This is a genomic window from Alcanivorax sp. S6407, from assembly GCF_023016115.1.
Taxonomy (GTDB): Bacteria; Pseudomonadota; Gammaproteobacteria; order Pseudomonadales; family Alcanivoracaceae; genus Alcanivorax.
On sequence record NZ_JALKBH010000008.1, the window covers coordinates 1 to 12,867 of the forward strand.

Below are 12,867 nucleotides of genomic sequence, written 5' to 3' on the forward strand. Positions count from 1 at the left end.
AGGGAAATCAAGGATGGCCATCGTAGTGGCTGCCATGAGAAAGCTGGTGCAGATTGCCTACGGGGTGATCAAACACCAGAAGGAATATACCCCGCAAGTCGCCTAGAGAAGGCTTGCAGGGTATGGAGAGAGACGGTATCTACAGGTTTATTCCCGTGTACGAGGGTTTGTCTGCCCGGTGGGCAAAGCGTGAAGCAAAAAAAACCGCACCCAGGGTGCGGTTTGATATTGGCTGGCAGCGCGAGGCGAGGCGTCAGAATTCTGCACGGCCTGACCCGCGTTGCAGCTTGAAGCTTGTCGCTTGTAGCTACTTCACTCCACCGGCATCCATCCCTGCTCGCTATCCCGGAAGGTCAGCACCCGTTGCTCATCGAACGTGTCGCCCTTGGCGAAGTTGCCGTATTCCACCCGCAAGGCGCTGAGAGCCATGATCATGGCGAAGCGGTCCATGCCGCCCAGGGATTCATCCCCTTTGATCTGGGCCGCATAATCCGACAGGGATTCTGCCGCCTTAAGCTGGTAGCTGACCTCGATGGTGTAGCGCCCATCGTTATCCTGGTAACCATTGTGTTTCTCGACGCTGTTGATCTTCAGCAGCTCGGCCAGGTGGGCGCTTTCCAGCTCCGCCTGGAGCACCTTGCGGGCGTCGCTCTCGCCGGGAGTCTGGCTACAGGCTGCCATGAACAGGGTGACAGCAAGAAGGAAGGCAACACGAGCATACTGGGTCATGGCAGGTATCCACAGATGAAAGTGACTTCACTCTATCACTGCTTGCCTGGCCTCCCAATGTACAGTGTGTAAAAGCTGGACAGCCATGGGTAAATTTCCAACCATAGGGCTCTCAATGGAATGACTGAGGTCCAATGATGTCTGAATCCCTGTTTCGTCGTTTGCTGGTGCTGGTGGCACTGATCTTCTGTGTTGCCCTGGTGGTGCTGGCCGGCCCGCCCATGTTGGAGAATCCGGACATCATCGGGGCCTTCGCGGCCGGTTTCGTCAATCCCTATGCGGCCGGTTACTCCACGGATGTGATCCTGTGCTGGGTGATCCTGGCCATCTGGGTGCTGTTCGAGCGCCAGCATTATCAGATCCGTGGCGGTTGGCTGGCACTGCTGCTGGGCATTGTCCCTGGCGTGGCCGTGGGCTTTGCCCTCTACCTGCTGATGCGCCAGCGGCAGCTCAAGGGCTCCGGTCTGGTCTGACCGGAGTGGGGTCAAAGCCGTCGCCAACACTGCTATACTCGCGCCCTCGAAATTCCCAGTCAGAGAACCTGTTCCATGAGTCTGCAAGACCTGGTGGCCAAGCGCCGCACTTTTGCGATTATCTCGCACCCGGATGCCGGTAAGACCACCATTACCGAGAAACTGCTGCTGTACGGAAACCTGATTCAGAGCGCGGGTACCGTGAAGGGCAAGAAATCCGGCAAGCACGCCACCTCTGACTGGATGGAAATGGAGAAGGAACGGGGTATCTCCGTGACCACCTCGGTGATGCAGTTCCCCTACAAGGGCTCCACGGTCAACCTGCTGGACACCCCCGGTCACGCGGACTTCTCCGAGGATACCTATCGCACCCTGACGGCGGTGGATTCTGCCCTGATGGTGATTGATGCGGCCAAGGGTGTGGAAGAGCGGACCGTGAAGCTGATGGAGGTCTGTCGCCTGCGTGACACGCCCATTCTGACCTTCATCAACAAGCTCGACCGTGACGTGCGTGAAGGCATTGAGGTGCTCGACGAGATCGAGGATGTGCTCAACATCGAGTGTGCGCCGATCACCTGGCCCATCGGTATGGGCAAGAGCTTCAAGGGCGTCTACAACCTGCTGCGCGATACCACCGTGCTGTACCAGACCGGTCAGGGCCATACCGTGCAGGATGTGCGCGAAATCAAGGGCCTGAATAACCCGGAGCTGGATGAAGCGGTGGGTGCCGATTACGCCGAAGAGCTGCGTGACACCCTGGAACTGGTGCAGGGCGCCAGCCATGAGTTCGATCTGGAGCGGTTCCTGGCCGGTAAGCTGACCCCGGTATTCTTCGGTACTGCCCTGGGTAACTTCGGTGTCGACCACATGCTGGATGGTCTGGTGGAGTGGGCGCCGCCGCCCCAGTCCCGTGATGCGACAGTGCGTACGGTTGAGGCTGACGAGCCCAAGATGACCGGCTTCGTGTTCAAGATCCAGGCGAACATGGATCCCAAGCACCGTGACCGGGTGGCGTTCATGCGCATCTGTTCCGGCAAGTACCAGAAAGGCATCAAGCTCAAGCAGGTGCGTACCGGCAAGGATATTCGTATTGCCGATGCACTGACCTTCCTGGCCGGTGAACGTGACAATGTGGAAGAGGCCTATTCCGGTGACATCATCGGCCTGCACAACCACGGCACCATCCAGATCGGTGATACCTTCACCGAAGGCGAAGAGCTGAACTTTACCGGTATCCCGCACTTCGCCCCGGAGCTGTTCCAGCGTGTGGTGCTGAACGATCCGCTGAAGAGCAAGCAGCTGCACAAGGGGCTGACCCAGCTGGCAGAAGAGGGCGCCACCCAGGTGTTCTTCCCGTTGCGCAACAATGATGTGATTCTGGGTGCGGTGGGTACCCTGCAGTTTGACGTGGTAGCCGCACGACTGAAGGGCGAATACGGTGTGGATTGCCGCTACGAGCCGGTCAGCGTGGCGACTGCCCGGTGGGTGGAAGCAGAGAATGAGCGTGAGCTGGCGGCGTTTGAACGCAAGGCCCATGACAATCTGGCTCGTGACGGTGCCGGTCATCTGACCTATCTGGCGCCCACGCGGGTGAATCTGCAGTTGGCGGAAGAGCGTCATCCGGATATCCGGTTCCGGGAGACGCGGGAAATCTGACACTGCAGCTAATAGTTAATATTTAATAGTTAACAGCGAAAACCGGTGCTTCGCCGGTTGCCATCTGTGTATGGCGATGATGTCAGTTGCGAGTAGCGAGTTTCGAGGAGCGAAAGTCAAAACACCTTGTCCCGCTAATTGGGGTCGGTTTTGCTCTTCGAAACTCGAAACTCGAAACTCGTGACTGATTTTCTCAACGGAGCCCTTGTTCGTTTTGGAGGTAGACATGGACGTCGATACCGCCCGCCAGTATCTCCTCGGGAAACCCGAGGCTAGCGAAGATTTCCCCTTCGGCCCTGATGTGGCCGTCATGAAAGTGCGGGGCAAGATGTTTGCCACCTTGTCTGAATCAGACGGGCAGGGGCGCATGAACCTCAAGTGCGACCCGGACCAGGCTCTTGCTCTGCGCGATATCTTCCCCGCCGTCCTGCCCGGCTACCACATGAACAAGAAGCACTGGAACACGGTCTGCCTTGATGGCTCGATCCCGCTTGGTGAGTTGCAGCGGATGATGGATCACTCCTATGCGTTGGTGGTGAAAGGGCTGCCCAGAGCGGTCTGTGAAGGCATGCTTGTGCGTCATGGGCGTGAAATAATCAGTCACTGAAACGCCGGGTTTTGTCTGGCTATCACGAATAATTTTTCCTGCTTTCTTGACTTGTCGGTCACCGAGGTATAACCCATATACAAGAAAGCGCATCGTTTCCAGGGATTGGAACGCAGTGATGCCACTTGGTAGCCGGTCACTCTTTCCGGCTTCCTCTTTGATGCATTACCGCGCGCAAGCGTCAGGCCAGGATTGGCGGAGACACGAAGTGGCGGAAAAGAATATTAACAAGTTGCCCCTGCAGGGGTTGCTCCTGGTGGCAGGCTTGTTGCTGTTCGGGGGGCTTGCAGCACAACAGAACGGCAGCGACCCGATTCGCTTCGCCGGCGATGACAACTACCCACCGTTCCAGTGGCAACAGACCGAGACCGGGCAGGCCCTAGGGTTTGTCGTGGACCTGGAAAAGGCCATGGTGAGCCAGGGTGGGCGAAGCGCCAGGCATCGTCTGATGGACTGGCCTGATGCACTGTCCGGGCTACGCAATGGTGACGTGGATGTGGTGGCCATGTTCGCCTCTCCCGAGCGGGGCCAGGATTTCCTTTTCACCACCCCGTTTTATTTTGTCACCCACGGTATTTATGGCCTGGAGGAGCGCGAGGGGATCCCTGAGCTGGCAGCGCTCAGTGGCCAGCGGGTGGCACTGGAGGACGGCGGCTACGCGGCCGCTGCCTTGCTCAAACAGGGTATCGATGTGGTGCCGGTGATTCGCGAAGATTATCGTGCGGCCCTGCAGGCAGTGATCAATGGCGAGGCGGAGTATGCGCTGCTCCCCCAGCCGGTCAGCAATCGTTCCATATCCCGGGAATCGCTACCGTTACAGTTACTGGGGCCGCCGCTGTGGCCGCGCCCCTATGTGTTTGCGGTGTCGCGTCAACAGCCGCAACTGCATGCCTGGCTGCAACAACAGCTTGGGCTGGTGGTCTCCTCGGGTCACTACTATGACATCTATGCCAAGTGGCGCCAGGAACTGGAGTGGAACCGGCCCGGATACTGGGAGTATTACGCGGGCTGGATGATCCTGGGCGGCGCCTTGCTGGGCCTGCTGCTGTTGATGATCTATGCCTATTCCTGGCGTCTCCGATCCGTGGTGCGGCGGCTTTCCTGGCAGCTGGAAAACGCTCGCCTGCGCAAATCCCGGGCCGAGAAGGAAATGCTGCACTGGGAATATCACGATCGACTTACCGGCCTGCCGACCCGCCCGGAATTCGTTTCCCGTGTCCGCGCTCATCTGATGCGGGCTGAGCGCAAGGGCACGGCCCATGTGCTCATGGTCGCCAAGCTGTCGGAGATCGATGATTTCATTTGCTCGCTGGGCTTCAACACCGGTGAGAGCCTGGTCTCCGAGGTGGCGCGACGGCTCAAGCGCAAGGGGTTCGCTGCCCTGTGTTACATGGGGCGGGGGGTATTCGCCTTGCTCGCCCAGGACAAGAAGGCTCTGGCTGAAGGTCTGCTGGATGATCAGTCTATCGTTTTTGATGGCCTGGAGCTGGAACCGCGTTTCACCATCGGCTTGGCCCAGTGCCCTCTGCGGGGAGCGGATGTGGCGGAAATACTGCGCCAGGCGGAAACCGCCATGGCCTTCGCCAGCCGCTCCGGACGCAGCTGGATGGAATACAAGCAAAGCATGGATCCGGATCCGCAGAACCTGTTCATCATCCGGGATTTCCGTCGCAATGGCCGGGAAGGTCTGCGGGTCATGTTGCAACCGCAGGTAGATCTGGACTCCGGTAAAGTGGTGGGTGCAGAAGTGCTGGTACGCTGGCGACACCCTGAACTGGGCGAGTTGTCCCCGGCGCTGTTTGTGCCCTTGCTGGAGCAGGCCGGGCTGGTGGTCACGCTTACTGAATTCGTGCTGGAAGAAGCGGTTCGTCTGGCCGCCGAGTTCCGCCGTCAGGGGCTCCCTACCTGCCTTAGCGTGAATGTCTCGGCGGTGGATCTTCTGGAAACCGATCTCTGTGCCAAGGTGGCCTGGGCATTGGCTTCCCATGGTGGTTTGGCGGAAGACCTGCGCCTTGAAATGACCGAGACCAGCATGATCAGCGAGCCCGAGCGTGTCAGCATGGTAATCGACAGGCTGGTCGCCATGGGCGTTACCTGCAGCATCGATGATTTCGGCATGGGCTACTCCTCCATGTCTCATCTGCGCCAGTTCGCGGTCAGCGAGGTGAAGATCGACCGCAGCTTTGTCTATGACATGCTAAGCCAGGAAGCCCATCACGCTATTGTTAATGCGGTGATTGCGCTCTGCCATGAGCTCAAGCTGACGGTAGTGGCAGAGGGACCGGAAGATTGGCAGACGGTGCGGGCGCTGCAAGGGCTCAACTGTGACCGGGCGCAGGGGTACGTATTCTCCCGACCGGTCGAGGTGGCCGACTTTGTCTCCGTGCGAAACCAGTTATTCAGTTTCTCTGTCGATCAGGAACGAGCCTGAACGCTGGCGTTTGCGTGCAGAGCTGCCTACCATGCCGGTGACGTGAACGGAGTGGATGCAAAATGGCAGTTATCATTGGTGCTTTGATCGTAATCTGGCTTGGCCTGAGCATGTCGGCAGCCATGCTGCGCTGGTTGGGCGTCGAACTGCATCACCTGGCCCGGATCATTGCCCCTTTGCTGCTGGCGGTACTGGAAACGGTACTGTTTCTGCTTGCCATTCCGGGCACGGAACTTTTACCTGAGAGCTGGCATTGGCCCATCACCGGAAGCCTGATCGCGGCGGCCTGGTTGATTAATGGTGGTGTGAGCGGATGGTATTGGTACCAGCATCGTCCGCCAAAGGAAGCGCCGCAAGCAGAGCTGTAGCGAGTGACGAGTTGCGAGAAGCGTAAGTCAAAAGCACCTGGCCCTGCTGCTCGGTATCGGTTTTGCATTTCGAAACTCGAAACTCGAAACTCATAGCTCATAGCTCATGGCTCATGGCTCATGGCTAGAAACTACTCCAACCACTGAACTCCATCACCTGATACAGCCCCTTCTTCCAAACAGATTCATCCGCATAGGCGTCATAATCGAGGCTGTGCTTCTCCCCGTCACGGTTTTCCCAGCGACGCAGAAAGGTCTCTGTGGCTTGCAGCATCACAGGGTGCTCAGCCGGTGCCACAAGGCGGACGCTGGTTTCCAGATTCAGGTTGTCCAGATTACGGCGAGTAAAGTTGGCGGAGCCAAGAATCAACTCTGACTGCAAGCCATGAGTCAGCATCAGCATCTTGGTATGGCATTGCTCCCCCCGGGTGTTGCACCAGCGAACCTCGATACCGCTTTGGTGGAATTCACTGCCCACCTGCCGATTGGGGATACCGTTCTTTTCCCTGCCGAAGGCATCCTTGTTGGGGTCCAGTAAGGCGCGCACCGTAACGCCGCGCCGGTGTGCCTGTTTGATAGCGTCGATCAGCGGCCGGTGAGAGAGATAGAACACCGACACATCCAGCGTATCGCCTGCCTTGCTGCGGGCCACGGTATCAAGCAGGGCATCACGGATGGCCGCTTCTGTGAGGATCTCAAGGTGGCCGCCATTATCGTTTTTCGTGGTTGCCATGTCCGGGAGCGTTGGGCGTGGCATGGCTGCCATATCCAGCAGGACCAGTTCGGATTCCAGCAGGGCCCGTGCGGCGGGCCCACTGAAGCGCAGGCCGATATTACTGTGTGCACTACTGCCATCGTGGGGGTTGGCACTGGTCACCACCCCGGTCCACTGGCCGCCCTCGTCCACGATCAGGGTCTTGCGATGGTTGGCCTTGAAGTTGAGCAGGGACAGGTAGCTGCGCAGCGGTACCTTGCCTGGCCCCATGGGGTTGGGGAGCCAGCCCGCGCTGCTATCGTTGCCTGCCCACTGGCAGCACAGCCGCCAGAAACCGGACCAGCCCGGATTGGAATCGCGCAGTGGGCTCAGTGGTGTCTCGACCACGCTGATACCGGCATCGCGCAATCGTTCGAGATGGTCGCTTTTCAGGCCACCATAGAGGGTATTGATGGGGTCGGTGATCAGCACAATCTGCAAGTCCGGCTGCTGCCCATGCCGGTTGATCAGTGCTTCCGTCAGTTGCTCCGCCAGTGGCCGATATGCCTGGCTCCCGGCGCCGAGAAAATCATTGAACAGAAACATGTCCAGCAGGATCAGCTGGCGGGCCTGGCCGATCAGGCGAAAGACCTCATCGAAGATTTCCTGGCGAATTCCGCGTGTCCCCTCCGCGGTTTCCCAGGTGTCATCTACCAACAGTCTCAGATTAATGGCGGGATGTTTGGGCGAGTGGACGGCCAGCCCGGAGGGCAATGGCTTGTAGCGGTGCCACAGGGCGTTGCTGACAATGATCGTCAACAGGAGAAGCAGGGCGAGTTTGAACTGGGTCATGGGGCTAGCTTAGCAGGTTCGGGCTGAGCTACGAGCTACAAGCTACAAGCTACAAGCTACAAGCTACAAGCTACAAGCTACAAGCTACAAGCTACAAGCTACAAGCTACGCTTGATTGGATGGAGGAAGGCCGAAAAGTTCCCGGGTTTCTGCATTTCTACGAAGCCGCTGTAGGAGCGAGCCTGTTCGCGATCCGAGCCTAAGCGAGGTAAGGATTCCAGAGACGTATTTTGCCGGGCCTCACGGTGACGCCCGCAGGCAAGCGTCAGCCAGGAAGCCGGTTGAAGAAAGAAAGCGCTATCCTCAATCCTGCTTAAGCTGGAATTCCTTCAGGGTGGTGTCGTCATCGAAGGGCATTTCGATACCGCCGTTGAGACTCACAGACTGGCCACTGAGAGTGACGTGCTCATCACCCAGCACCCCTTCGTTAAAGCGGTACACCGGTTTGGGAGCCTCGCTGATGCAGTGCTCGCCATAGCGTGCCTTGCTGGCCAGGGTGGCCTCACGGGCATGCTGCCAGGCGGTCATGGCTTTCTCGCCGTGGCGCTGGCGCAACATGGCTTCGGCGATACTGCCAGACAGGGCAACAGCAGTAGCGTTGTTGCCGCCAAAGCCTTTGGAGTTGATCAGGCTGGCCTGCAGGTTGTCCTGCTGTTGATGCTGCAGGCAAATATTCAGGTGGCTGCGGTGCACGTCACCGGCAATGTGATCGATGGTGCGGATGCCCGGCAGGATGCCCTGGGTAAAGCTGCCGAGAGCGGCGGCCAGCTGGTCGCCACCGGCGCTGCCCAGAGAGTGCCCCACGTAGGACTTGATGCCGACTACCGGCCACTGCTGGATACCGAAGGCTTCTGCTGTGCGATTCAGGATCACCGATTCGGTGACCCGGTTCTGCGGGGTGCCGGTACCGTGGGCGTGAACAAAACTGTGCTGCTGTAGCCCCTTCTCGCCGATCAACTGGCGGGTGAGGGCTGCGGCCTTGCCCATGGTCAGGTAGTTACCGACGCCCGGAGCAGAGATGGATTTCTTGGCGCCATCGGCGTGAATAAATACGTCAGGTACGGCACCAAGGATATCGGCACCCAGTTCGAGGGCGAGGGCGTCGTCCATGAGAATGGTGAACTGGGCAGATTCGGCCATGGTGAAGCCGCAGTTATCGGAGAACGGGCGGCAGGCGCGGCGTACATCCGGATGCGGGCTGTCGTCCAGCGCTGCCAGCTCCTGGTCCTCTGCCAGGGCGCCCATGGCGCGGTAGCCTTCCATCACTTCCGGTATCAGCGGGGCCTCACTGGTGCCGACGATGGCCACTCGTACCTTGCCACTGCGAATGGCCTGTACACCTTTTTCCAGGTTGTACAGGAAGGTGGCACAGGCGCCCAGCATGCCGCCGGTGGTGCCCACAGAATGCAACACATAGGCGTTCAGGAAGTCGGCGGTCATTTCACCGAGACCCAGCGGTACCTGCTTGGAGGTGATGCGCTGACCATTGGGCGGGAAGCGCATTACGCCACCCAGGCCGTGGTCATCCAGCTGTGACATGGCATTACTGGCGTACACGGCGACCTGGTCAGGGCGTACCTTGCCTGCCACCTGGGCCCAGTCCAGTCCCAGATCCCCCAGCGCATCGCTGATGGCAAAGATCGCCATTTGCAGGGCGCGGGGGTGGTTGCGGGAGGCATAAAGATCACCGGGATCGAACCCGTCCGGCAGTTGGCCGGCGGCGCTGACCCGGCGTGCGGCGTCCAGCGGCACGTTCATGCCCAGCCCGGCGGGCAGGGTAACGCGGCTGCGACGCTTGTCGACGGGGGTGACCTGCCAGCCAGCGGGTAGCGGGTCAGGCAGATCCATGTTGCGCATTTCCAGGGTAACGGGAATGTCGCTAGTGCCACTGATGGCGGCATGCAGGCGGTACTCTGCAGGCAGAGCCCGAATCAGGGTGCCGTCCAGCAGGGAATCCTCAGGACGGCCAGTGAGCTGGGCCAGGGCGCGCAGGGTAGCCTGGCGCTGAATCTCCGGGAGAGAGTCAAAAATCAGACGCTGAAAACCGAAATGCAGGGCGCTACGGCCTGCCGCATTGATGCCGCCCATGGCGGTGATAACGGGTAATGCTGTCATGATGCTCCCGGGAGTGGTCCAGACCCAACGTGGTGACTAGCCGGTCAGGGTACAGGTGAATGTGGTTCTTGCGTATACACCACACGGCCAATTTGGCGTTTAAAGTGCAACAGAGTTTTAAGCGGGGGGTGTTTGGGGGGGCAGAAAGGCTTTCAGATCAATGGGTTGAGGGTGATTAGCCATGAGCCATGAGCCATGAGCTACAAGCTACAAGCTACAAGCTACAAGCTACAAGCTACGCTTGGATTGGGAAAACCCCGAAAGTTCCCGGGGTTCTGTGTTTCTGCGAAGCTGCTGTAGGAACGTAGCGTAGCGGAGTAACGCACGAAGTGCGGCCCGAAGGGTGAGCGAAGCGAATAGCGAGCCTGCAGGCGATCCGAGCCTCTGCGAGGTAAGGATTCCAGAGGCGAGTTTCGAGAAATGAGTTTCGAAGATCAAAATCCAAACCTGGTTTAAGGCGGAGAGTTTTGCCTTTCGAAACCCAATATTTTTTCAGCTTTTCTACGAAGCTGCTGTGGGAACGTAGCGCAGCGGAGTAACGCACGGAGTGCGGCCCGAAGGGTGAGCGAAGCGAATAACCTGCCTGCAAGCGATCCGAGGCTTGGTGAGGTAAAGATTCCAGAATCGCTGTTCGGAGGTGAGGAGGCACCGCGCAGCGGCATAAAAAACGGGGCCCGAAGGCCCCGTTCTCGTCTGGCATCAAGCGTCCAGCGTGTGGCGTCTTACACCAGCTCTACCGCCACCGCAGTCGCTTCACCGCCGCCGATACACAGGCTGGCTACACCGCGCTTGCCGCCGGTGCGCTTGAGCGCGTGGATCAGGGTGAGGATGATGCGTGAGCCAGTGGAACCCACCGGGTGACCCAGGGCACAGGCGCCACCGTGGATGTTCACTTTCTCGTGGGGGATGCCCAGATCGATCATCGGCATCATGGCAACCATGGCGAAGGCTTCGTTGATCTCGAACAGATCCACATCGTCCACGGTCCAGCCCACTTTCTGCATCACAGCTTCAGTAGCACCGATGGGGGCGATGGTGAACTCGCTGGGGTGCTTGCTGTTGGTGGCGTGGGCGAGGATGCGTGCCAGCGGCTGCAGACCACGTTCGCTGGCCACGGATTCACGGGCCAGTACCAGCGCAGAGGCGCCATCGGAGATGGAGCTGGCGTTGGCGGCAGTCACGGTGCCGTCTTTGGCGAAAGCCGGACGCAGGGTCGGGATCTTGTCGATGTTGGCGTTGCCGGGCTGCTCGTCGGTGTCGACGACCACTTCGCCCTTGCGGGTTTTCACGGTTACAGGAACGATTTCGTCCTTGAACCAGCCATTTTCGATAGCGGCCTGGGCGCGCTTCAGGGACTCGATGGCATAGTTATCCATGTCTTCGCGGGTAATGCTGCGCTTGTCAGCCACTTCCTGGGCGAAGGAGCCCATCAGACGGCCGGTTTCGGCATCTTCCAGGCCGTCCAGGAACATGTGGTCGTAGACCTGACCGTGGCCCATGCGCATGCCGCCACGGGCCTTGTCCAGCACGTAAGGGGCGTTGGTCATGGATTCCATGCCGCCGGATACCACGATGTCATTGGTGCCAGCCTTGATGGAATCGTAGGCAAACATGGTGGCTTTCATGCCGGAGCCACACAGCTTGTTGATGGTGGTGGCGCCTACGTTATCGGGCAGGCCAGCCTTGCGCATGGCCTGACGGGCCGGGCCCTGCTTGAGGCCAGCGGGCAGTACACAACCCATGATGACTTCCTGCACGTCTTCCGGCTTCAGGCCGGCGCGGGATACTGCTTCGCGGATGGAGGCCGCGCCCAGTTCGGTGGCGCTGGCGCCAGACAATGAACCCTGGAAGCCGCCCATGGCGGTACGGGCGCCGTTTACAATAACGATGGCATCATCAGACATGTTTTTCTCCTGCCGAGGTTGACTGGCTTCATGATCATGAAAGCGTGAATCATGAAAAATTGGGGCGCATTGTACTTGAAACAAGGGCACAGCGCCCCAAGTCTCATGGACCTGCCGGTCACGCCTGGTGATTTGCATATAGCGTCAGCCTATGACGCCGAAAGGCCCGGCCTCTGCAAGGTGGAGATTGTTGCCGGTAGCTTGTTATTATCGTTCACCCGCCGACCGTTGCCATGCGTCGTCGACGGAGAAATTCTCACCTGCTGCGTGGGCAGCAGGACACACAATGTCAGGGGAAATGACTATGGCTTTCGAACTTCCGCCGCTTCCGTATGAAAAGAATGCTCTGGAACCGCACATCTCTGCGGAGACTCTGGAGTTTCACCACGGCAAGCATCACAACGCCTATGTGACCAAGCTGAACGAACTGACAGCGGGCACCGAGAACGAGAGCAAGTCTCTGGAAGAGATCATTGCCAGCGCTGAAGGCGGTCTGTTCAACCAGGCAGCCCAGGTGTGGAACCACACTTTCTACTGGAACAGCCTGACCCCGAACGGTGCCGGTGCACCTTCCGGTGACCTGGCCGCTGCCATCGACAGCGCCTTTGGTTCCTTCGACGAGTTCAAGAGCCAGTTCAACGCCAAGGCGACCGGTAACTTCGGTTCCGGCTGGACCTGGCTGGTGAAGAACAGCGATGGCTCCCTGGAAATCGTCAACACTGACGACGCTGACACCCCGATTGCCCACGGCAAGGGTCAGACTCCGCTGTTCACTGTGGACGTGTGGGAGCACGCCTACTACGTGGACTACCGCAATGCCCGTCCCAAGTATCTGGAATCCATCTGGAACCTGATCAACTGGGACTTCGCTGCCGCCAACTTCGCAGCGTAATGAACTGGCTCCCCGCCCCGGGGAGCCGTTCAGACCATAAAAAAGGCCGCTTTGCGGCCTTTTTTATGGCGTTATGGCAGCATTCTGGTAACTCTGATAGCGTGCCGTTTCGGGATATAAATGCCCCCAAGGCTGTCCATACAAGG

Annotated in this window: 10 protein-coding genes; 6 read left to right on the forward strand and 4 right to left on the reverse strand. The window is 59.1% G+C overall.

Annotated elements, in window-relative coordinates:
* Positions 1-312: 312 nt before the first annotated feature.
* A complete protein-coding gene (locus tag MWU49_RS15310; RefSeq protein ID WP_246973979.1) occupies positions 313-729 on the reverse strand; it encodes a hypothetical protein in 417 nt (138 codons plus the stop codon).
* Between the two features lie 134 nt (positions 730-863).
* On the opposite strand from MWU49_RS15310, the gene MWU49_RS15315 reads away from it, so the two are divergent.
* From MWU49_RS15315 to MWU49_RS15335, 5 genes are all read left to right on the forward strand, one after another.
* On the forward strand, positions 864-1,202 hold the full coding sequence (locus MWU49_RS15315; protein WP_246973980.1) for a DUF2834 domain-containing protein: 339 nt from the start codon (positions 864-866) through the stop codon (positions 1,200-1,202).
* Between the two features lie 75 nt (positions 1,203-1,277).
* Complete coding sequence (prfC, locus tag MWU49_RS15320) at positions 1,278-2,858, forward strand: peptide chain release factor 3 (RefSeq protein WP_246973981.1); 1,581 nt, start codon at positions 1,278-1,280, stop codon at positions 2,856-2,858.
* 226 nt (positions 2,859-3,084) lie between these two features.
* Positions 3,085-3,465, forward strand: coding sequence for an MmcQ/YjbR family DNA-binding protein (locus MWU49_RS15325; protein WP_246973982.1), 381 nt, complete (start codon positions 3,085-3,087; stop codon positions 3,463-3,465).
* 208 nt (positions 3,466-3,673) lie between these two features.
* Positions 3,674-5,896 carry an EAL domain-containing protein gene (locus tag MWU49_RS15330; protein WP_246973983.1) on the forward strand — a complete coding sequence of 741 codons (2,223 nt, stop codon included), beginning with the start codon at positions 3,674-3,676 and terminating at the stop codon, positions 5,894-5,896.
* 62 nt (positions 5,897-5,958) lie between these two features.
* Complete coding sequence (locus tag MWU49_RS15335; RefSeq protein WP_246973985.1) at positions 5,959-6,264, forward strand: hypothetical protein; 306 nt, start codon at positions 5,959-5,961, stop codon at positions 6,262-6,264.
* A gap of 124 nt (positions 6,265-6,388) precedes the next feature.
* Here MWU49_RS15335 and MWU49_RS15340 read toward each other — a convergent pair whose 3' ends face one another.
* From MWU49_RS15340 to MWU49_RS15350, 3 genes are all read right to left on the reverse strand, one after another.
* On the reverse strand, positions 6,389-7,810 hold the full coding sequence (locus MWU49_RS15340; protein WP_246973987.1) for a phospholipase D family protein: 1,422 nt from the start codon (positions 7,808-7,810) through the stop codon (positions 6,389-6,391).
* Between the two features lie 303 nt (positions 7,811-8,113).
* On the reverse strand, positions 8,114-9,925 hold the full coding sequence (locus MWU49_RS15345) for a beta-ketoacyl synthase (RefSeq protein ID WP_246973990.1): 1,812 nt from the start codon (positions 9,923-9,925) through the stop codon (positions 8,114-8,116).
* Between the two features lie 722 nt (positions 9,926-10,647).
* A complete protein-coding gene (locus MWU49_RS15350) occupies positions 10,648-11,829 on the reverse strand; it encodes an acetyl-CoA C-acyltransferase (protein WP_246973992.1) in 1,182 nt (393 codons plus the stop codon).
* 304 nt (positions 11,830-12,133) lie between these two features.
* Here MWU49_RS15350 and MWU49_RS15355 point away from each other — a divergent pair, with 304 nt between their 5' ends.
* On the forward strand, positions 12,134-12,721 hold the full coding sequence (locus MWU49_RS15355) for a Fe-Mn family superoxide dismutase (protein ID WP_035231470.1): 588 nt from the start codon (positions 12,134-12,136) through the stop codon (positions 12,719-12,721).
* The last annotated feature ends 146 nt before the right edge of the window (positions 12,722-12,867 follow it).